Here is a 21,570-nt window from a genome sequence, read left to right as displayed (position 1 = left end):
AACTCCTCCAGGAACTGGCGCTTGATCTTCTCCAGATCCAGCTCGTTTCTCTCTTCCATGTTGACTGTGTTAAAGGTAATACTGCTAATCCTTTGACACAGTTTATTTTACAGCCTCGCGGCCTCTCTGTTTTAGAAACCGGCTAGTCCCAGTCCCAATCCCAGTCATCCTCTTCCTCGTTTTCCTCTTCAAGCCCATAAGACAGAGGAGCCTTCACGTACACGCCCAGCGCCTTCTGAGTTCCTTCCCCGCTATAGCGTACCCGGTAGTTTAAGCCGGCAAAGTAGTTCACCCAGTAATCTGTCTGCAACCCGAGCACAGGCATGTCTTCTTTCCGGAGCTCCAGGAACGGCCCGGCCGAAACGCCAGCGATGCCAATGCCGGTCTGCGCCTGCATGTACAGCACCGTGCTGCCTTTCCGGCGGTCGAAGCCGAGGTTACCGCTTACCGGAAACTGGTCCTCGAACCACCACAGCGAGGCCTCCACGCCCCAACTCACCTTTGGCTTTTTATCCCCAAAGTTAAAGTGCAGGGCAGGACCTACGGAGAAAACGTCCTGTGCCTGTGCTGAAGAAAGCGTCAGCAGCGCGACAAGCAAAAGCAGTTTATACTTTACAACCGCTTTTATACTTAGGCTTGGCTTCATGTAGTGCCCGTGGTTAGATACGCTCCGAGTCTACCCAATCCTCCGACACCGCGTCGGCATACTTTGTGATTTTCTGCAGCAGCACCTCCGCCTCGCTCTCCACGATCAGGTTGTTCACATACTCCTGCTTGATGAAGCCCTCCTGCACGCTGTCTTTCACGAAGTCCAGGAATTTGTCGAAATAGCCGTTCACGTTGTAGAAGGCCACGGGCTTTTTAATGATGCCCAGCTGGTTCCAGGTGATGATCTCATTGATCTCGTCCAGGGTACCGAAGCCACCGGGCATAGCGATAAAGGCATCCGATTTGGACGCCATCAGCGCCTTTCGCTCGTGCATGGTTTTTACCACGTGCTGCTCCGTCAGGCCGGTGTGGGCCACCTCGCGGTCTATCAGGCTCTGCGGGATCACGCCCACGGCCTCCCCGCCTTTGGCAAGCACGGCATCGGCAATCGTGCCCATCAGCCCTACCTTGCCTCCCCCGAAGACCAGTCTTATCCTTTTTGCGGCCATTTGCTGGCCCAGCTTGGTGGCAGCCTCCGCATATACCGGGTTATTACCGGCATTGGCGCCACAGAATACGGCGATACTTTTCATACTTTATACTTTGGCTTTAAATGGATGCGTAACAAAGAAAGGCCCCGGCATACCGCCAGAGCCTTTTGATACTTTATACTTTGAGCTGCGCTTAGTTTTGGTTTAAGCCAGCTGCTTGTTATACATTTTGGCCACCGTCTCGGCCACGTAATCGATCTCCTCCGGCGTGTTATACTTACTGAAGGAGAAGCGTACGGAGCCGCGGTCCTGGTTTACCTCCAGCGCACGCAGCACATGCGAGCCGGCATTGGCGCCGCTGCTGCAGGCGCTGCCACCTGAAGCCGATATTTTGGCAATGTCCAGGCTAAAGAGCAGCATCTCGTTGATATCGGAAGCCGGCAGGCTCACGTTCAGCACAGTGTACAGGCTCTTGTCGCCGAACTCCGATAGGCCGTTAAAGCTCACATCCTCCATCTGCTCGCGCAATTTGTGGATCATGCGGTCTTTCAGGCTTTGGATGTGCTGCTGGTGCTCGCCCATATCGCGGTAAGCAATCTCCAGCGCCTTGGCCAGGCCGATGATGCCGTACACGTTCTCGGTGCCGCCGCGCATGTTTCGCTCCTGCGCCCCACCCTGAATCAGCGGCTGAATCTTGGTCTCGGCATTGCAGTACAGGAAGCCTACGCCTTTCGGGCCGTGGAACTTGTGCGCCGAGCCCACGATGAAGTTGGCCTTCAGTTGCTGCAGGTTGTGCTGGTAGTGGCCCATGGTCTGCACCGTATCCGAGTGGAACACGGCGTTATACTTCCTGCAGATCTCCCCGATCGCCTCGATGTCGTTCAGGTTGCCGATCTCGTTGTTAGCGTGCATGACAGACACCAGCGTCTGCGGCTGGCTGGCCAGCAGCTCTTCCAGGTGCTCCAGGTCCAGGTTGCCGCGCTCGTCGTGGCGCAGGTAACTTAGCTGCACCCCCTCCTGCTTCTCCAGCATCTCCATGGTGTGCAGCACCGCGTGGTGCTCCAGCTTGGTGGTAATGGCATGCTTAATGCCCAGTGAGCGGCAGGTACAGACAATGGCCGAGTTATCGGCTTCGGTACCGCCCGAGGTAAAGAAGACCTCTGCCGGCGACGTGTTCAGCAATCCTGCCACCGTTTTCCGCGCCCGCTCAATTGCCGCCCTCACCTCGCGTCCGTGCGAGTGTATGGAGGAAGGGTTACCGAAGTGCTCCAGCATAAAAGGGGCCATGGCATCAAACACCTCTTTATCGAGAGGGGTGGTGGCGGCATTATCTAAATAAACACGCATACTAGTAAGGTATATTTTTTCTGAATCTGTTCTTTACTCAACCATTAAAGTATAAAAAAAAGTTGCGCCAACGGCAGGAACAATCCCCTACCAGTGGCGCAACACTGCCTGTTACCTTTGTTTTGTATTACAACAGCAACAACACATACTCTTATGCTTTATTGGAGATGATCTCTTTGATATCGGCAATAATTTTATTGGCCAGGTGCTCTGCCGTAGCGTTGCTGTCGCTCTCGGCGTAGATGCGGATGATGGGCTCGGTGTTGGACTTGCGCAGGTGCACCCATTCCTTATCGAACTCAATCTTCACGCCGTCTATGGTATTGATCGGCTGCTTGGCGTAGCGCTCCTGCATCTGCGTTAGCACGGCGTCCACGTTCACCTCCGGCGTCAGCTCGATCTTGTTCTTGGAGATGTAGTAGTTCGGGTAGCTGGCGCGCAGGCGCGTCATGCTCATGCCTGTTTTGGCCAGGTGCGTCAGGAACAGGGCAATGCCCACCAGCGCGTCGCGGCCGTAGTGCAGCTCTGGGTAGATGATACCGCCGTTGCCCTCGCCGCCAATGATGGCGTTCTGCTCCTTCATCATGTTCACCACGTTCACCTCGCCTACGGCAGCGGCAAAGTATGAACCTCCTGCTTTCTCCGTCACATCGCGCAGCGCACGGGTAGAGGAAAGGTTGGAAACCGAATTGCCTACCTGGTTCTTCAGGATATAGTCGGCCACGGCCACCAGAGTATACTCCTCGCCGAACATGCTGCCGTCCTCGTTCACAAGGGCCAGGCGGTCCACGTCCGGATCCACCACGATACCCAGGTCAAACTTGCCTTTCTCAATCACACGCGAAATCTCGCGCAGGTTCTCCGGCAGCGGCTCCGGGTTGTGCGGGAAATTCCCGTCCGGCTCGCAGTATAGTTTCTCAATTTTATTTACGCCCAGCGCCTCCAGCAGCATCGGCACGGCAAAGCCCCCGCTCGAGTTCACGGCATCCACGGCAATGCAGAAGTTCTTCGACTTGATCGCCTCCACATCTACCAGCGGCAGCTCAAGTATGGCCTTGATGTGCTTCTCCAGCGCCTCATGATCTTGGGTATACTTACCCAGGTCGTTTACCTGCGCAAACTCAAAGGCCTCCTGCTCGGCAATATCCAGCACCAGTTTGCCCTCGGCATCCGAGATAAACTCGCCTTTGTGGTTGAGCAGTTTCAGGGCGTTCCACTGCTTGGGGTTATGGCTGGCGGTAAGGATAATGCCACCACCGGCCTGCATGTCAGGCACGGCCATCTCCACGGTCGGGGTAGTGGAAAGACCAACGTCCACCACATCAATGCCCAGGCCCTGCAGCGTGGCGCAAACCAGCTTGTTTACCATGTCACCGGAGAGGCGCGCATCACGGCCTACTACAATTGTCTTCTTGTCGGTGTTCTGAAGCACCCAGCTTCCGAAAGCAGCAGAAAACTTAACCACATCCACAGGGGTTAGTCCTTCTCCAGCCTGTCCGCCAATCGTACCACGTATTCCTGAAATAGATTTTATTAAAGCCACTGTTCGTATTTTAGTTGCTCGGCAAAAGTAGTAATTTTAGTTATACTTCCAGCAGATAATGTGGTATTGTGAGCACAGAAAAATACGGGCAGCCGCCACACCGGCATGTCACCGCAGCAGCCTTGTTGCCAGGGCATCAGGTTCAGTATCAGGGCTGATGCGCAGCCGGGTTACACTTTGTTCTCCGTTATCAGCTCCTTCACCCGCAAGCGGCCTACTTCCAGCTCATTTATTCGCAGGCGCTCCACCTCCCCCGCCTTCAGCGACAGCCGTTTGATGGCCAGGTGCCCGATCGCGAGCGCCCCTACCGCCATGGCGCCCACGCTTACCACGGCCAGCGCAGTAGCCATGCGGGCAAACGCCACCTGCGACTGCACGGCAGCCACGGAGCTGGCGATCTTCCTGATCTGTTTCTTCTTTTTCTTCTTCATTGCCTTTCCTCTTTAAAGCTTGTAGATGTGAAGCAGGTGCTCCTCCTAAATATTTTCTACTTACGCAGGAAGCGCCCCCCTGCCTGCAAGCGTAATATTAATACAGGGTTAAGCCTTACCAAGACAGGGCAACAAACGTTTAATATTTAGTATCTTTGCCTTCATGACTACTTCACAACCTGCCAACAATGCACGCCAGCAACAGCTCGAGGCTTTTGGCCGCCTGCTGGATGTGATGGATGACCTGCGCGAGAAATGCCCCTGGGACCGCAAACAAACCATGGAATCCCTGCGCCACCTCACCATAGAGGAAACGTACGAGCTCTCCGATGCCATACTAAAAGGAGAGGTGCAGGAGGTAAAAAAAGAGATCGGCGATATCATGCTGCACCTGGTGTTTTACGCCAAGATCGCATCCGAGCAAGGCGCCTTTGATATTGCCGATGTGCTGCATGCCCAGTGCGAGAAGCTTATCTTCCGCCACCCGCACATCTACGGCGACACCACGGCCGACAGCGAGGAGGAGGTAAAACAGAATTGGGAGAAGCTGAAGCTGAAGGAAGGCAACAAATCCGTGCTTGGCGGAGTACCACAATCGCTGCCTGCCCTGATAAAAGCCATGCGCATTCAGGAGAAGGCCCGCGGCGCCGGGTTCGACTGGGACGACAAGTCGCAGGTGTGGGCTAAGGTGCAGGAGGAGCTAAACGAGTTCGCCAGCGAGTTTAACAAGGAGGACACAACGGCCATAGACCAGCAACAAGCCACTGCCGAGTTCGGCGACCTGCTGTTCTCGCTCATTAATTTTGCCCGCTTTGCTGGCATAGACCCCGAGGAGGCCCTGGAGCGTACAAACCTTAAATTCATTTCCCGCTTCCAGTATATTGAGACAGAGGCCGCTAAAGACGGAAAGCAGCTGCAGGACATGACCCTGCCCGAGATGGATTATTATTGGAACCAGGCAAAAAAGCTTTAATCATACATAAAGCGAATCAAATTATTGCATATATTTAGTGCGCTTTTCCCAAAACCTGGCAAAAGCAGTGTAAGCAGGTTACGGCCGGAGCGCCTTTTCAGCAGGAGGCACAGGCCTATGCGCCACCAGTGCACCACATGGTGCGGAGGCCCTGTTTACGTCTATCACCCATACACCCAACCTGCGCAGGCCCGCTAACCAGAGGCAGGTAAAAAGTAGCACCGGCGACCCCGGTGTTTATACTTTGAAACAAACTTTTTTATATTTAATTTGCGATATTGCAGTACCGCGAATTTGGAATTCTGTAAGAGAAAGGCTTAAATTTAGGCAGCTAAAGCAGCCGCTATAGACTTTTATCTAATTTTTTCGGGCGGTTATAGTTTGAAAAATTGAGAAAAATCAGAAATTGCAAATTCAATAAAGAACTAAAAACGAAACAATTACATTTTATACTTACACAAACTTTTTTATTACAACACAAACAGCTAAACTTTAAACTTTAATTAAAATGGAAAAAAAGACTGCAGTAGTGAGCAAGAATGCTAATGTAGAGAAAAAACCAAGCCCGGTAGGCTCTCTATTTGCGACTATCGTTATTCCGCTCGCCCTGATAGCCTGTGTGCTTATCTATATGTTCGTTTTTGGCAATCCTGCCAACTTTGAGGGCGGCAACCCAGACAACCACCCGCTTCCAGGTAACTACCTCGGCATTGTATACAAAGGTGGTTGGGTAGTACCAGTGCTCCTTTCTCTGAACCTGATGGTATTTATCTTCGCTATCGAGCGTGCCCTGACTATCGGTAAAGCAAAAGGATCTAAGAGCGTTGCTGAATTCGTTCGTAACATCTCTGCAAAACTGAACCAGCGTGACATCAATGGCGCTATTGCTGCCTGCGACGCACAGAAAGGTTCTGTGGCTAACGTGGTAAAAGCCGGCCTGCTGAAGTACAAAGAAATGCAGAACGAGCCAGAACTGCTGAAAGCAGAGAAAGTAGCAGCTATCCAGAAAGAGATCGAAGAGTCTACTTCTCTTGAGTTGCCAATGCTGGAGAAAAACCTGGTGGTTATCTCAACTATCGCCTCGATCTCTACACTGGTAGGTCTGATCGGTACAGTACTTGGTATGATCAAGGCCTTCTCGGCTCTTGCCACTTCAGGCGCTCCTGACTCAGTAGCCCTGGCAAACGGTATCTCTGAGGCCCTTATCAACACTGCCCTGGGTATTACAGGTTCTACTATCGCGATCATTGCTTACAACTACTTCACAAGCAAAATCGACGAGCTTACTTACAGCATAGACGAGGCTGGTTTCAGCATGGTGTCTACTTTCACGGCCCAGCACGAAACTCCAACAACAAGACCTCAAACTGTTTAAGTTAAACCGTATAACCACACACAATGCCTAAAGTAAAAGTAAAAAGGAAAAACCCCTCATTGGACATGACGCCAATGGTGGACTTATTCTTCTTGCTGGTTACTTTCTTTATGCTAACTGCTACTGCCCGTCCTGACGAGGCAGTGATAGTAGACACGCCTTCATCGGCATCAGAAATCAAGATCCCGGATACTAACGTAATCACGATTACAGTAGATAAGGAGGGTCGGGTATTCTTTGGTGTGGATGGGCAGCAAACAAAGGAAGCATTACTTGATAAAATGGCAGGCAAGTATGGCGTAGGTTTCACCGAAGAGGAGAAGAAGACATTCTCGCTCCTAAGCAATTTCGGTGTTCCGATCAGCCAACTAAAGTCTCTTCTGTCCATGGAATCAAGTGCCCGCAAGGAGGTAGCCCAGCCGGGTATTCCGATCGACTCTACGCACAACGAACTCGGTGACTGGGTTCTGCAGACTCGACTGACAAACCCGAAGGTGGTGATCGCTATCAAAGGCGACCAGGATGCTGATTACCCGACTGTAAAGCGCGTAATCGATATCCTGCAAGACCGAAAGGTGAACAGGTTTAACCTGATCACTGACATGGAAGCGAAGCCTACGAATTTATAATTAGAAAGGAGACTAGAAAATGGCAGAAATACAGGAAAAAGGCGACTCCGGTAAAGGTGGTAAGAAACGCGCCAAACGCTCGTCGACCAAGATCGACATGACGCCGCTGGTAGACCTTGCCGCCCTTCTGATTACATTCTTCATGCTTACCACTACCTTCAACAAACCACAGACCATGGAAATCAACATGCCTGTGAAAGATGTTCCGAAGGAAGAACAGATAGCCCTGAAGGCAAGTAACGCCATGACCATTATCCTTGGCGACGACGATAAGCTGTTCTATTACTTTGGTCTTGCAGAAGATAACCCGGAAGTAGTCGAGTCGAGCTATGCAGCAGACGGCATCCGTAAAGTGCTGACTTCATCCCGTGTGAAGTCTAACGAGAAGATGACTGTACTGGTGAAGCCGATGGAAGGATCCCGCTATAAAAACATGGTGGATATTCTGGACGAGTTAAAAATTACAGATACCAAGAAATTTGCCCTGGTAGATATTGCCGATGAGGACAAAAAGCTGGTACAAGAACAAATTGGAAATTAAGATATGGACGCAAGTAAGTTAGCAAAAGCATCGCTTGATGATATCGTCTTTGAAGGACGTAACAGAGCGTACGGTGCCTACCTACTTCGCAGACTTTACAACAAGCATATCACGATTGCCGCTATTACAGCAATTGTTTTGTTCTTTCTTTTCCTGAGCATCCCGTTGATCACCAAAATGATTAAAGGTGACCAGGAAGACAAAGAAGTGGTAGAGCGAATTGTAACAGAAGTAGACTTGGCCCCACCACCACCATTAGATGAGGCTACGCCGCCACCGCCGCCGCCGCCGCCACCAGATCTTCCGCCGCCACCGCCGCCAGTGCGTGCTACTGTAAAGTATACGCCACCGGTAGTGAAGCGTGACGAGGAAGTAGTGGAGGAAGAAGAGGTGCCAGACGTAGAAGTTCTTGATGAGATCGACGCAGGCGTTAAAACTGTAGAAGGTTCTAAAGACGCACCTCTTGATCTCGGCGAGATAGACGGTACCAGTGATGTAGTAGCTGAAGTAGTTGAGGAAAAGCCTTATACTTACGTAGAGCAGATGCCAACCTTCCCGGGTGGTGACGGCGAAATGATGAAGTACCTAGGCAAGAACATCCGCTACCCAGCCGCAGCACAGCGAGCCGGTGTGGAAGGTCTGGTGGTACTCTCCTTCGTGGTAAGCACCACAGGTGAGATCTCCGACATCCAGGTTGTTAAGAACCTTGGAGCCGGTACCGACGAGGAAGCCGTACGCGTTGTGAAGTCAATGCCGAAGTGGACTCCTGGTAAGCAGAACGGTAGAGCAGTACCAGTACGCTATACCCTTCCCGTACGATTCACGATCAAATAGGCAAACAAACCTGCCTACTCAAAAGCCCAGCCCATACCGGCTGGGCTTTTTTTGTGCAACAAAATTACTCAGCATGCATACTATTTAGCATAAAACCCGTATATTCAGAAAACGATACATATAACCCCACAAAAGACTACTGCAATGCCATAGAAGTTATTGTTAAACCATAAACCCCAAAGCCCATGGAAAAGAGCTATTTCTTAAGCATGACCTTCAACAACATAGTGTTTAGAGGGCGCAACAAGGCATATGGCGCGTATTACCTGCGCCGCAAATACAGCAAACACATGCTGCTGGCCTCCACTCTTGCCACAGCTGTATTTTCCGGGGCACTGGTCGGTCCGTTGGTTGACACAATCTTCTTCTCAGACCAGGTAAAGTATGTGAAACCAACCTATACCATCATAGAGCCTGTTTCCATCAGTCTACCGTTGCCTCCAAAACCCGATCCAAAGCCAGAGCAGGCGGTAACGCCCCCTCCTGCTCCACCTGCCAAGGAGAAAGTGGCTACAGAGCGGTATGTTACGCCCCGCGTAGTAGATGACGCCACCCCCGTGAAAGAGGAAACAGTGCCTAACCAAGAGGAGTTGGCCGGGAAGAGCATCGGGTATGAGAAAATAGAAGGCAGTATGCCGGATGTTCCTCCCATCAGCTTGAACGAAGAACCTCCTATGGGCGTGGACGGCGGCACAGGGGCACTGCCTGCAGACTCGGAGCCTTATGTACACGTGGACCAGATGCCGCAGTTCAAAGGGGGCACCGGAGACCTGATGCAGTACCTGAGCAGAAAGCTGCGCTACCCGGCACAGGCACAAAGCAATGGCATCGAAGGCACGGTCGTCGTGACGTTCGTGGTCGGCACCACTGGCGAAATCACTGACGTGAAAGTGCTAAAAGGCCTTGGGTTTGGAACCGAAGAAGAAGCCACACGCGTAGTAAAGAATATGCCAAAGTGGGAACCAGGCAGGCAAAACGGTAGGGCCGTGCCTGTACGCTATACTTTACCCATACGGTTTAAAATGAAATAAAGGATCCAAAATGGTTACAGAAAGCAGAAGCAGCAGCGTAGTTTTGTTAGCTTCTGCTTTCTTTTTTTAAGCAATAGGGTTATTTTTAAGGGTTAAAACGAAAGCCACACATGATAAGACCCCGGAGAGACAACGATAAATCGCAGCAAAGTGTGTTTACAAAATTTGCCCGCATCTTTGGCATTATCATGACGCTGCTCTATGTGGCCATGGGCATCTTCATTCTTTTCGCCGGGGACAGCCTAAACCTGGACATGCCGGAAACGATGAAGTATGCCCTGGGCGGAATCCTTATCTTATATGGAATAGTTAGATTTGTAAGAGTTTACAATAGCACGCGTTCTAACCGAAACCGATATGAAGATTAAGAGAATCAGTACGGCAGCTTTCGCTGGCATGATAGCCTTGGCTAGTTGCGGAGGGGATCCGGCCACGCAGCAGGACACGCCAACTTCGGGCACGATCAGCATCAGTGTGGATGAGTCATTCCAACCTATTATCGCCTCAGAAGTAAGCACATTTGAGGGTATTTACAAGTATGCCAACATCAACGCCAGCTATAAGCCGGAGGGGCAGGTAGTAAAAGACCTGCTGAATGACAGCACCCACATAGCCATACTTTCCAGGGAGCTGACGCAGGAGGAAAAAGCTGTGTTCGACAGGCAGAAAAGGGTGCCGCGCTACACTAAAATAGCCATCGATGCGGTTGCCCTTATCACCAACAAGCAGAACCCGGATTCTCTGCTGACCATGGACGATTTGAGAAGGATCTTTAATGGTGAAGTTAAATCCTGGAAAGAGCTGGACAAGGACTCCCCGCTAGGAGATATCACCATAGTTTTTGATAACAACAACTCTAGCACCGCCCGTTACGTAAGGGATTCGTTGATCACCGGCAATAATCTGCCGCCAAACACGTTTGCATCAAACTCGCATAAAGCACTTATAGACTATGTGGAGGAGAACAAAAACGCGTTAGGCGTGATCGGGGTGAACTGGGTAAGCGACTTTGATGACTCTACCGTAGTTGGATTCCTGGACAAAATAAAAGTGCTTGGCATCAGCACAAACCCAAACCCTGTTACCACAGAAGAGTACTACCAGCCTTACCAGGCATACATTGCACAGGAGGCTTACCCACTTCGCCGTTATTTGTATATCATTAGTACTGAGGGTCGTACAGGACTTGGCACAGGTTTTGCATCTTATGTTGCGAGTGACAAGGGCCAACGGCTTATCCTAAAATCTGGCCTGGTGCCAGCAACAATGCCTGTCAGGGTGATAAGCCTAGGCGACTAAGAAACTAAACAAAAACAACTAAACTTTTAAAAGATGACTAAAAACTGGAAGTACATCGCTTTAATGGCGGCTGCCTTCCCTGCTACTGCAGCATTTGCGCAATCAGGTGACGCAGGCAGAAGAGCCGTAGACCTGGAACGCTATGAAGAAGCTAAATCTATTTATAAGTCTCAGCTGAATAACAAAGGTACTGCTGATAGAGCCTACTTTAACCTGGGTGATATTTACCTGCGCACCAACCAGCCAGATTCTGCCGCTTATTACTTTAACCAAGGTATAGCGACTAACAAAAAGTCTTACATCAACCATGTAGGTCTTGGCAAGCTGGCTTTGCAGCAAGGCAACCAGGCGCAGGCTGAGCAGCACTTCTCCGAAGCGTTGAAGGGCAAAGGCAAAAAAGACGCGTATGTGCTTGCCATGATTGGGGAGGCGTACGTAAACGCCCCTAACGCTACCGAGGCACAGATAAACAAAGGTATAGATTACCTAAAGCAGTCTTTGGAGCGCGATAACAAAGACGCTACCGCTAACGTGATTCTGGGTGATGCTTACCTAGACCTTAAGAACGGTGGCCAGGCGATGTCTAGCTACGATAGAGCTATCCAGTTGGATCCGAACAACGCCACTGCCTACCTGAAGCGCGGCCAGCTGTACACCAGCTCACGCAACTACAACGAGGCAGAGCAGGCTTTCCTGAAAGCGATTGAGATCAACCCGAATTTTGCCCCTGCTTACCGCGACCTGGGCGAGCTGTACTACTTTGCCGGACAGTATGACAAAGCGCTGTCTACCTTCCAGAAGTATGTGGACATGGCAGAGAACACGCCGGACACCAAAGCAAAGTATGCTTCTTTCCTGTTCCTGACAAAGAACTATGAGCAAGCGCTGAAGACCGCCGAGGAGGTACTGCAGAAGCAGCCAGAAAACATGGTAATGAATCGCTTGAGAGCATATTCATACATGGAGCTGGGCCAGCCGGAGAAAGCATTGGCAGCCATCGAAACGCACATGCAGAAGGCTGATCCGAACAAGCTGATCGCAGAGGACTACGAGTACTATGGCCGTATCCTCTCCAAGAACAACCAGCACCAAAAAGCTATTCAGAACCTGGAGAAAGCGTTAGCAATGAACAGTGCCAACGTGGAGCTTTATGCTGAGCTAGCCAACGCTTATGCCCGCAGCGGCCAGTATGACAAGGCCATCGAAGCGTATGAGCGCAAGCGTGAAAACGTATCGCCTAGCAACTCTGATTATTACTACATGGGCCAGATCTACATGATGGCCGGTGAAGAGAGTGCAAAGAATGGCAACACTGAAAAAGCCAATGAGTTCTACAAAAAGGCTGACGAGACGTATTCCAAAGTAACGGAGGCTAACGCAGATTATGCCTACGGTTACCTGTGGAGAGCCCGCGCTAACGCCAGCCAGGACCCGGAAACGGAGAAAGGCTTAGCGAAGCCATACTATGAGCAGTTTATCGAGAAAACCAGCAACGAGAAGGATAAGTATAAGCGTGACCTGATTGAGGCAAACTCCTACCTGGGTTACTACTACTATATCAAAGGCGAGCGCGATAACGCTGTGAAATACTGGACAGAGGTAAGAAACTTGGACCCTAGCAACCCACAGGCAGAAGCCGCTCTGAAGGAAATCTCTAAGACTCCTAGAAAGAAGAAATAATCACACTTCTTGATGAATAAAATAGAAAGCCCGCTACTGTTAGTAGCGGGCTTTCTATTTTAACGCTTGGGCCGTTTTTTACAGGTATGCCTCCTGCGCCAAGGTATAGGCTTACTAGATGAGCTACTTCCCCATACAAGCTTCGGCTACACCACAGGCTCCTCGTACAGCTCCCACTTCTCCAGCACTGCCTTAAAATCCTCTGGGAGGTCTGAGTTAAACTGCAGCAGCTCCTTGGTGGTTGGATGGATAAAGCCTAGCGATTTGGCATGCAGCGCCTGCCTCGGTATAACCTTGAAGGCATTTTCTACGAACGATTTATAGCTTCCGGTTGGGTTGCCGTAGAGTATCTTGTCGCCGCCGTAGGTAGCGTCGGAGAAAAGCGGATGCCCCAGGTGCTTCATGTGCGCCCGTATCTGGTGTGTCCTGCCCGTCTCCAGGTTACACTGCACCAGTGCCACGTACTTAAAGCTGCGGAGCACCTTATAATGCGTCACGGCGTGCTTCCCGTAATCCCCGGCAGGGTAGACGGCCATAATCTTCCTGTCTTTGGCACTGCGGCCCACGTGGCCTGTAATAGTTCCCTCCTGCGCCTTTGGCACGCCCCACACCAAGGCATAGTAAGTCCGCTCAATGCTATGGTCAAAAAACTGCTTGGCCAGGTAAGCCATGCTGTAATCAGACTTGGCAATTACTAGCAGGCCTGAGGTATCTTTATCAATGCGGTGCACGAGACCGGGTCTCCCCTCCCCGTTTCGGTGTGTTGGAAGATTTTGTAAGTGGTAGGTCAAGGCATTCACCAGCGTGCCGCTCCAGTTATTATAAGCCGGATGCACGACCATGCCGGCAGGCTTGTTTACCAGCAGCAACTCCTCGTCCTCATACACTATATCCAAAGGGATGTTTTCCGGCACGATGTCGGTTTCGCGAGGCGGCTCAGCCAACGTAACGGTAATCACGTCCAGCGGCTTTACCTTATAGCTTACCTTTACAGGCTTTTCGTTTACCTGCACCGACTCTGAGCGAATGGCGCTCTGCAGCTTATTCCTTGTCACGTTTGGCAGTCGGTCCATCAGGAACTTATCCACGCGCAGCAACGCCTGCCCCTTGTCCACTACAATGCGGTGGTGCTCGTATAGTTCATCTGAGTCTTCAGTGCCCTCTGTTTCTGTATATTCTACCACGGTTTATACTTACAGGTACAAAAAAAGAAAGCCGCAGTATACACAACGGCTTTCCCCAAACTATAGAAAATATCTTGCTTAGTTTTTCTTCTTGTTGTTGTTCTTAGCTGGAGTAGCCGCTGGCTTTGCCGCCGGCTTAGCAGCTGCTGGCTCTGGTGTCTGCTGGGCTTTAGCCGGATCCACACCTAGCTTCTTGAGCACAAGCGGAGAGATATCGCCATCTTCTGGGCCGGCAAGCAGCGCCTGGTTGCTTATCACATAAGTATAACCATTCTCCTTGGCCACATCTTTGATAGCTTTGTCGATCTTGGTGATGATAGGGTCAACAAGTGACTTCTCTTTCTGCTGCAGCGACATCTGAGCGTTACGCTGGAACTCCTGGATAGAGTTGTTCAGGTTCATCAGCTCTTTCTCCTTGTCTTCACGGATGGTGGCATCCATAGTGGCAGCCCCCTTTTCATAAGCCTGCAGCTTGCCTTCATACTCTGCATACTTACCTTTCAGCTGGTTCTCCAACTGTGTGCTATGGTCTTTCAGCTGAGACTCTATCTGCTTGCTTTCTGGCATCTGCAGCAGGATATACTCTACGTTTGTATAACCAATTTTAAGCGGCTGGTCATTGCTCTGGGCTATAGACGCAAAGCTGATCAGAAAGAACGCTGCTACTAAAAGTTTAATCTTGTTCATCATTGGTTGGGTTGGTTAATAAGTATTCAGGTTGTTTAGTTGTTAGACTTCTTCTTTGTATTTCTTTTGGCAGGCTGCTCCTGCTGTGGCTCCTGCCCCTGTTGCTCTTCCCCTACCTCGGGCAAGTTCGCAGGGTCATCCACGATGGCATCCGCTGGCTGGGCGCCAGGCATGTTCTTTCTATCAGAGGCAAGCCCCAGTTCCTCCAGCACATACTCCGTGTAATCGTGCACCGGGTTTGTGTAGATCATCACCAGGTCGCCAGACTTATCAAACATGATCTGGACACCGCGGGCTTTGGAGACTTTTTCCACCGCCTCAAACACCTCATCCTGTATAGGGCGCATCAGTTCCTGGCGACGCTTAAACATCATGCCTTCGTAGCCAAAAACCTTCTGCTGGTACTCGCGCAGCTCGTTCTCTTTCTTGGCGATCTCGGCCTGACGTTTCTGCTTCATCTGCTCGGTGAGCAGCACCTCCTCAGCCTTGTAATCCTGCTTTAGCTTATCAGCCTGCTGCTGTAGCTGCTCTATCTCGCGTTGCCAGGCCTCGGCATACTTGTCCATCTCCTGCTGCACTTTGTTGAAGGCTGGCATCTTGCTCAAAATGAAGTTCGAGTCAATATAGCCAATCTTCTGAGCTTGCGAAACAGACGCCAGCAAAAAGCCTGCTAAAAAGATGAACAAAAACTTTTTCATACTAATTCATTTCTGATTTTAGCGTATCTGCTGGCCAATGATGAAGTGGAACATGCCTCGCTTGTCATTAGGTCTGCCCGGCAGATCATCCAGCCTCCAGGCATAGTCAAAGCCTAGCAAGCCAAAGGCAGCCATGAAAATTCGAACACCTACACCCCCTGAGCGGTAAAGCTTAAATGGATTGTAGTTCTTGTAGCTACCGAAGTTATTACCAGCCTCTACAAAAGCCAGGCCATAAATAGTGGCGGCTGGGTTCGGGGAGATCAGCTGACGCGCCTCAAACACAAACTTGTTGTAGGCTATACCTCCAGAGTTCAATAAGGCTAAGTCATTGCGGGTGTTAACTACCGTTTCATCATCATAGCCGCGAAGGCCGATATACTCCGTCCCCACAAACACGTTACCGCCGCCTAGGCCCGAACCACCCATTCTAAAGCGCTCGAAAGGTCCTACTTCCTCATCATTGCTATAGGTACCAACAAATCCGAAGTGCGCTCTTGTGTTGAACACCAAATTCCCTGCCACATTTATAAAGTAGGAGGCGTCAAACATCCATTTATTAAATTCAATATACTCAAACTTGTCTTTGCGGTCAGAGAACAGTGAGTAAGGCGGTGTCAGGTTTACGCTAAGCGAAAAAGTAGAACCACGCCTAGGAAAGGTAGGGTTATCTATGCTCGAGCGGCCCAACGTATTTACAATGGATATACTGTTAGATATACCGTTATCAAAGGTTGTCAATTTACCATCCTCTACCACGCTAAATAGTCCGTAGTCCTTAAGGGTGTAGCGACTGTAAGACAGCGAGTGGTTCATGTAAAAATAGTTGTCAGGCCAGTTTAATCGGCGGCCTAAGCTAATAGAGGCACCATCCACATTCAGCCGGCTCAACTCATTCTCGTTCTCAACCTGAATGTAAGGGTTATACAGCCTTGGGTCTCTTCTGTAAATTGTTTTGTACAAGCTTACAGTAAGCGAGTTTGGTTTACGGCCTCCCAGCCACGGCTCAGTAAACGAGAAGGAGTAAGATTGGTAGGCTTTACCGTTTGCCTGCACGTTCAGCGAGAGGCGCTGCCCGTCACCTGTAGGGATAGGCTTCCACTCCGATAGGTCCAGCATCTTACGCGTAGAGAAGTTGTTCAGCGAAAGGCCTACGGTACCCACAGCACCAATGGGTCCACCCCAACCACCGGATAAGCTAATCTGGTCATTCGGTCGCTCAGTCACGCTATAGGCGATATCCACTGTACCGTCAGCTGGGTTTGGTATCGGGTTCAGGCCGATGGTTTCGGGATCGAAGTAGCCAAGGGCTGCCAGCTCGTTTCTGGTTCTGATCAAGTCATCGCGGCTATACTTCTGTCCTGGCAAGGTTCTAATCTCACGCAGAATTACATGGTCGCTTGTCTTGTCGTTGCCGGAAATCAGGATCTTATTGATGGTAGCCTGCGGGCCTTCCTGCACACGCATCTCCAGGTCGATGGAGTCACCGTCCACGCGCACTTCCACCGGGGTAATACTGGAGAACAGGTAGCCGTCGTTTTGGTAAAGCGCGGATACGTCTACACCGGCTGGATTGTAAGTCAGTCGCTTCTCCAGCTCTACCTGGTCGTACACGTCGCCTTTGCTTATGCCTAGCACACGTGCCAGGTAGTCGTCATCGTAGAGGTAGTTGCCTGTCCAGTTGATATTGCGGTAGAAGTACTGCTGGCCTTCATCCACGGTGATTTGTATGCCTAAGCGATCGTCGCTGATGCGGTAAACAGAATCAGACACAATGGTGGCGTCACGGTAGCCCTGGCTGTTGTAGAAGGTGATCAGGGCCTCTTTGTCCTCTTCAAACTTAGTGCGGTTAAACTTAGAGGAGGTAAAAATCTTATAGAAGCGCTTCTCTTTGGTGTTCTTGAGCTGGCGCTGCAGCTTCTTGTCCTTGAAGGCCTCGTTCCCAACAAATTCAATATCGCCAACCTTCACTTTGTCGCCTTTATCCACATGGATATTCAGCACCACGCTGTTCGGAAGCACAGAGTCCGGCCGCTGGGTGATATTCACCTTCACGTTGAGGAAGCTTTTGTCCACGTAGTACTCGCGCACCACGTTGCGGGTACTGTTCAACACGGCATCTGTCACAATACGCCCCTTCTGCAGCGGCACCTTATCGCGCAGTGCCTCTGCCTGCGACTTGTTTATGCCGGAGAAACGGAAATTGGATAGGCGCGGGCGCTCTGTCAGGTTAAAGGTCAGGAAAATCACATCCCCCTCCGTGCGCGCAGCTACGTCCACGTCCCCCAGAATACCTTGGTCCCACAGGTTCTGAATAGCCCGGCTGATGTCTTCTCCTGGCACCGTGATCATGTCGCCCTCTTTCAAGCCGGTTAGGGAGGTAAGGGCGATAGGGTCCAGAAACTTATAGCCACTCACCTTTATCTCACCAATGCGGTACTGGCGCGGCTGCTGGTAATCTATCGGAGACGACTGGGCAGGTCTGTTTAGTACTTGGGAAGAGGCCGTGCCTGCCGTTAGCAGAAACACAAGCACCCAGATGCATCTAATCATTTGTGTGTTTATCACTTTGTTAGTTGTTCACTTGTCTTACCGAAGCGGCGCTCACGGCTCTGGTAAGCTAATATTGCCTCATACAGATGCTCTTTCCTGAAATCAGGCCATAGCAACTCTGTGATGTATAACTCAGTATAAGCTAATTGCCAAAGCAGGAAATTGCTGATGCGCTGCTCCCCGCTAGTCCTGATCAGCAGTTCCGGGTCAGGTATGCCTGCCGTGGAAAGGTGGCTGGCAATGGTGGCTTCGTTTATTTCATCAGCGTTCATACTTCCACGACCCACCTCAGCGGCAATGCGTTGCACGGCCTGCGTGATGTCCCAGCGGCCACTGTAGCTTAGCGCCAGTACCAGCGTCATGCGGCTGTTGCCCTTCGTTATCTCAACAGCCTCCATCAACTCGCGTTGGCAGGCTTTGGGAAGCGTGGCGGTGTTGCCAATGGTTTGAAGGCGAATGTTGTTTTTGTTGAGCGTGGCGGTCTCTTTGCGGATAGTGGAGACAAGCAGCGTCATCAGCGCTGACACTTCCTCTGCAGGGCGCGACCAGTTCTCGGTGGAAAAGGCATAGAGCGTCAGGTACTCCACACCTAACTCTGCAGCTCCCTCCACAGTATCGCGCACCGCTTTAATGGCATTCTGATGCCCAAAGATCCGTAAGCCGCCCCTTCTCTTCGCCCAACGCCCGTTACCGTCCATGATAACGGCTATGTGCCTTGGTAAATTGCCTAAGTCTACTTTCTCCTTCAGATTCATTAAAACACAATTTCCTTGCAAGTTACAAAAAGCAAGAGAAATTCATGAATGATTGCGATTTAATCTAAGAGGCCCGGCTTGTTCTTGTAGATTGGGGGGCAATTATAGCGGTAAAAAGTATAAGAAATGCTGATGCCGTTGTAGAAGTACCAGTCTTTATTGTGTGGGTTAGCCAGGTTCTCCGAAAATTCGGGGGAGTACAGATGGTCTATCTTGTCTGTGAAGGTTTTTCTGGCCCCAAACTCAAGGCCAAGGTTCCAGTGAGTGCTCAGGGCAAACTTCAGCCCCACCCCAAAAGGTATCGCTGCGGTTATATCAGTGTCAAACTCCCGCTCCGGGCTGCCGTTGAAGTCCAGGCGCTTATTGTACAGCAAACCCGCTATACCGACAAACAGGTAGGGAGACAGGCGAGGGCTTTGGCTGCGGTCATAATAATCCAGGAAGTTATACTCCACCACTCCTGACAGCTCCAACAGGCTCAGGCGAAGGTCTGCCTGGCGGTACGCGTGGAGCGGCCTATCATCAAAGGCTTCATCGCTGAAGGTGTTGTCATCTATAATGCGGTGGCTTCCCATCAAGCCTCCGCGCAGTGTAATGGCATTCGACAGGTCCCGGCGGTAAAATAAAGTGATGGCAGGCTGGTTGTTCAGCAAGCGGTAGTTGGGAGAGATCTCTCCCTTGTAGTTCGCCCCGCCAATACCCACGCCAATCTCAGAGGTAGTAACCGGCTGGTTGCCTTGCCCTCTTACGTCCGTCACAAAAAAAACACTCCCTATTTGCAAAAATAGACAAATAAGGAGCGCCTGCTTTAAGGTGTATAATATCATGTAATATGCAAAGTTTAGTTGAACAACGCAGCCGCTGTCCGTTCTATTATCTAAACTTCGGACTTCTGATGCGTGGCGTTAAAATATAGTTTATTGTTAAGCCTGTAGTGATGTACCAGTCATCATCGGAGCGCTCGCCTCTCTGCTGCCCGTCACTTCCATAGCCCCTTACAATATCATAAGGCGTGCCACTTGGGTCAGGTAGTGTTGTAAAACCTGAACCGGCACTTCTGTCAGAAAGGATCGCTGCCGCGGTGGGGTTTTCGCCGCCTCCAGCAAGGATATTAGCTTTTGAGGCATAGCTTGTACTTACGTCATCCAAATAGTCTGTAAAGGTTTTCCTCCAGCCAACTTCCAGGCTTAAGTCCCAGTATCTATCGATCTTGTAGCGCACACCCAAACCAAATGGAATAGCAATTTGCACACGTTTGTACGGTTCTGGGTAATCGCCTCCTGCAGCATACTGTCCTTCGGTACCCAAAGGTTGCAACTCATACCAACCTGTTGCAATATCAGCATTACCTAAATTTCCTTGCGAGCCACTTTCATAATAGGCTTTCGGGTTATGGTGCATTACAGCCACCCCCGCAAAGCCATACGGCACAAAGTCAGGGCGGCGCTGGAACGTGCTGCGGTTCTCGAACAAGTCCACGATAGCTACCGCACTCAGCTCTTTTATATCATTTCTGAAAGAAAGGTTTCTGCCGAAGCGTCCTCTGTTCTCACCCTCATTCTGCGAGGCGCTCAGTGCATCATCGCCCGTGATACGCCCCCATGTGAACCCCACGCGGTAGGAAAAGCGCGGTGCGAAACGGTAAGAATAGCTAATGCTAGCGCTTGGTCTGGTAGACTTGAAACGGAAGCTGGTAAAGTCCGGCTGCGGCACGATATCACCGAAGTAGTTCATGGCACCCAAAGAAAAGCCTACCGTTGCGTACTGCTTACGCTTTGTCCAACGCTGTGCTTCGGCGTCCGGCGCGACAAGAGTAAGCATAATTCCAAGCGTCAAAACAAGAGTACAAAGTTTCTTCATAATAGAGAAATATATAAAAGGTAGCGTATCAGCGAGCTTGTATTCACCCCAAATTAATAGAAGCCAAAAATAAACAGAATAGATGATTAATAAAATAATATAACAGATATATTTAATATTATTTTATGATGCTATTCCGCTTGTCAAGCCCCCAGTTCAGCTTGCTCCGTAATGTCGATAAAAAGTTTACGTGGTGCAGCTTTACCAATCTAGCCACAAAAGACTCCCTCCGCACGGCCAGCTGCACGTTCATATCCACCGGGGTAGACCTAGAGTCTAGCGCAGCCAGGTAACTGCTGCTGCGCCCTTCCACCTCAAATGAAATCACGCTGCGGTCAGACACAATCATGGGCCGCACGTTAAGGTTATGCGGACATACGGGCGAAATAACGAAATTGTTGGTCTGAGGCAGCACCAATGGCCCACCACAGCTTAGTGAGTACCCTGTGGATCCGGTAGGCGTAGCCACTACCAGGCCATCGCCCCAGTAGGAGTTTAAATATTCACCATCTATATACGTATGCGCCACTATCATGGACGAGGTATCGCGCTTAAGTACGCTGAACTCATTCAGCCCAAAGTTTATGCCGCTGAAAACTTCCTGGTCAGAGTCCACGTGGATCAAGGCGCGGTCATCCAGGGTGTAGTGCCCTTTGTAAAGCGCGTCCAGCGCCACGTTTATGCTATCGTAGGGGATAGTAGCCAAGAAGCCGAGACGGCCAGTGTTTATGCCAAGTATAGGGAGTTGCTGCGCCCCAACATAGGTTACTGTATCCAGCAGCGTTCCATCGCCGCCAATGCTCAGCACCACATCCACCCCCTGCAGCTTGTCGCCACGCCGGAAGGTTTCTATACCTGTGGGCAGGTTAATGGTGTTTTTCAGGTACAGCTCGAAATGCTCCACCAGGCAAAGCTGCGCCTTGCGGCGCTGCAACTCATCGAAGAGCGCCTGGATAAAGGGGGTGATGTCGTCGGTGAAGGGTTTACCAAGTATGGCTATTTTCATAGTAT

Annotated in this window: 22 protein-coding genes; 9 read left to right on the top strand and 13 right to left on the bottom strand. The window is 50.7% G+C overall.

Annotated features, from left to right (window positions below; genetic code table 11):
* Positions 1-142 precede the first annotated feature (142 nt).
* The 5 genes from PXG97_RS16125 to PXG97_RS16105 form a co-directional block, all read right to left on the bottom strand.
* The gene (locus PXG97_RS16125) at positions 143-646 is read right to left on the bottom strand and encodes a hypothetical protein (RefSeq protein WP_276498820.1); all 504 of its coding nucleotides are present in this window, start codon (positions 644-646) and stop codon (positions 143-145) included.
* A gap of 13 nt (positions 647-659) precedes the next feature.
* Positions 660-1,241 carry an LOG family protein gene (locus PXG97_RS16120; RefSeq protein WP_276498819.1) on the bottom strand — a complete coding sequence of 194 codons (582 nt, stop codon included), beginning with the start codon at positions 1,239-1,241 and terminating at the stop codon, positions 660-662.
* Between the two features lie 102 nt (positions 1,242-1,343).
* A complete protein-coding gene (locus tag PXG97_RS16115; protein ID WP_276498818.1) occupies positions 1,344-2,486 on the bottom strand; it encodes a cysteine desulfurase family protein in 1,143 nt (380 codons plus the stop codon).
* A gap of 151 nt (positions 2,487-2,637) precedes the next feature.
* Positions 2,638-4,029 carry a phosphoglucosamine mutase gene (gene glmM, locus PXG97_RS16110; protein ID WP_276498817.1) on the bottom strand — a complete coding sequence of 464 codons (1,392 nt, stop codon included), beginning with the start codon at positions 4,027-4,029 and terminating at the stop codon, positions 2,638-2,640.
* A 170-nt stretch (positions 4,030-4,199) separates the two neighbouring features.
* Positions 4,200-4,460 carry a hypothetical protein gene (locus PXG97_RS16105; RefSeq protein ID WP_276498816.1) on the bottom strand — a complete coding sequence of 87 codons (261 nt, stop codon included), beginning with the start codon at positions 4,458-4,460 and terminating at the stop codon, positions 4,200-4,202.
* Positions 4,461-4,623: 163 nt separating this feature from the next.
* On the opposite strand from PXG97_RS16105, the gene mazG reads away from it, so the two are divergent.
* From mazG to PXG97_RS16060, 9 genes are all read left to right on the top strand, one after another.
* Positions 4,624-5,433 (top strand): nucleoside triphosphate pyrophosphohydrolase, encoded by an 810-nt coding sequence (mazG, locus tag PXG97_RS16100; RefSeq protein ID WP_276498815.1) that lies wholly within the window; start codon positions 4,624-4,626, stop codon positions 5,431-5,433.
* A 508-nt stretch (positions 5,434-5,941) separates the two neighbouring features.
* Positions 5,942-6,808: a MotA/TolQ/ExbB proton channel family protein gene (locus tag PXG97_RS16095; protein ID WP_276498814.1), complete on the top strand. Its 867-nt coding sequence runs from the start codon at positions 5,942-5,944 to the stop codon at positions 6,806-6,808.
* Positions 6,809-6,831: 23 nt separating this feature from the next.
* The gene (locus tag PXG97_RS16090) at positions 6,832-7,437 is read left to right on the top strand and encodes an ExbD/TolR family protein (protein ID WP_276498813.1); all 606 of its coding nucleotides are present in this window, start codon (positions 6,832-6,834) and stop codon (positions 7,435-7,437) included.
* A 19-nt stretch (positions 7,438-7,456) separates the two neighbouring features.
* The gene (locus PXG97_RS16085) at positions 7,457-7,978 is read left to right on the top strand and encodes an ExbD/TolR family protein (protein ID WP_276498812.1); all 522 of its coding nucleotides are present in this window, start codon (positions 7,457-7,459) and stop codon (positions 7,976-7,978) included.
* Positions 7,979-7,981: 3 nt separating this feature from the next.
* Positions 7,982-8,812 (top strand): energy transducer TonB, encoded by an 831-nt coding sequence (locus PXG97_RS16080; protein ID WP_276498811.1) that lies wholly within the window; start codon positions 7,982-7,984, stop codon positions 8,810-8,812.
* Between the two features lie 185 nt (positions 8,813-8,997).
* Positions 8,998-9,843, top strand: coding sequence for an energy transducer TonB (locus tag PXG97_RS16075; RefSeq protein ID WP_276498810.1), 846 nt, complete (start codon positions 8,998-9,000; stop codon positions 9,841-9,843).
* 110 nt (positions 9,844-9,953) lie between these two features.
* Complete coding sequence (locus tag PXG97_RS16070; RefSeq protein WP_276498808.1) at positions 9,954-10,211, top strand: hypothetical protein; 258 nt, start codon at positions 9,954-9,956, stop codon at positions 10,209-10,211.
* Positions 10,201-11,142: a PstS family phosphate ABC transporter substrate-binding protein gene (locus PXG97_RS16065; protein ID WP_276498807.1), complete on the top strand. Its 942-nt coding sequence runs from the start codon at positions 10,201-10,203 to the stop codon at positions 11,140-11,142. Before PXG97_RS16070 ends, PXG97_RS16065 begins: the two co-directional genes overlap by 11 nt.
* Positions 11,143-11,175: 33 nt before the next feature.
* Positions 11,176-12,822, top strand: a complete 1,647-nt coding sequence (locus tag PXG97_RS16060) for a tetratricopeptide repeat protein (protein ID WP_276498806.1) — start codon at positions 11,176-11,178, stop codon at positions 12,820-12,822.
* Positions 12,823-12,968: 146 nt separating this feature from the next.
* On the opposite strand, the gene PXG97_RS16055 is transcribed toward PXG97_RS16060, so the two are convergent.
* From PXG97_RS16055 to PXG97_RS16020, 8 genes are all read right to left on the bottom strand, one after another.
* Positions 12,969-14,006 carry an RluA family pseudouridine synthase gene (locus tag PXG97_RS16055; RefSeq protein ID WP_276498805.1) on the bottom strand — a complete coding sequence of 346 codons (1,038 nt, stop codon included), beginning with the start codon at positions 14,004-14,006 and terminating at the stop codon, positions 12,969-12,971.
* A gap of 78 nt (positions 14,007-14,084) precedes the next feature.
* Positions 14,085-14,696, bottom strand: coding sequence for an OmpH/Skp family outer membrane protein (locus PXG97_RS16050; protein ID WP_276498804.1), 612 nt, complete (start codon positions 14,694-14,696; stop codon positions 14,085-14,087).
* Positions 14,697-14,728: 32 nt separating this feature from the next.
* On the bottom strand, positions 14,729-15,391 hold the full coding sequence (locus tag PXG97_RS16045) for an OmpH/Skp family outer membrane protein (RefSeq protein ID WP_276498803.1): 663 nt from the start codon (positions 15,389-15,391) through the stop codon (positions 14,729-14,731).
* Positions 15,392-15,409: 18 nt separating this feature from the next.
* Positions 15,410-17,944: an outer membrane protein assembly factor BamA gene (gene bamA / locus PXG97_RS16040; RefSeq protein ID WP_276498802.1), complete on the bottom strand. Its 2,535-nt coding sequence runs from the start codon at positions 17,942-17,944 to the stop codon at positions 15,410-15,412.
* Between the two features lie 11 nt (positions 17,945-17,955).
* A complete protein-coding gene (locus tag PXG97_RS16035) occupies positions 17,956-18,699 on the bottom strand; it encodes an isoprenyl transferase (RefSeq protein ID WP_276498801.1) in 744 nt (247 codons plus the stop codon).
* 59 nt (positions 18,700-18,758) lie between these two features.
* Positions 18,759-19,457 (bottom strand): type IX secretion system protein PorG, encoded by a 699-nt coding sequence (gene porG, locus PXG97_RS16030; protein WP_276498800.1) that lies wholly within the window; start codon positions 19,455-19,457, stop codon positions 18,759-18,761.
* Positions 19,458-19,572: 115 nt separating this feature from the next.
* On the bottom strand, positions 19,573-20,559 hold the full coding sequence (locus tag PXG97_RS16025) for a DUF6089 family protein (RefSeq protein WP_276498799.1): 987 nt from the start codon (positions 20,557-20,559) through the stop codon (positions 19,573-19,575).
* Positions 20,560-20,677: 118 nt separating this feature from the next.
* Entirely contained in the window at positions 20,678-21,565 is an 888-nt protein-coding gene (locus PXG97_RS16020) for an NAD kinase (RefSeq protein WP_276498798.1), read from the bottom strand.
* Between the last annotated feature and the right edge of the window lie 5 nt (positions 21,566-21,570).

The organism is Pontibacter litorisediminis (assembly GCF_029360645.1).
GTDB classification, from domain to species: Bacteria; Bacteroidota; Bacteroidia; order Cytophagales; family Hymenobacteraceae; genus Pontibacter; species Pontibacter litorisediminis.
Note: the sequence above shows the minus strand (reverse complement) of the source record. Positions and strands in the feature narration are given on the sequence as shown.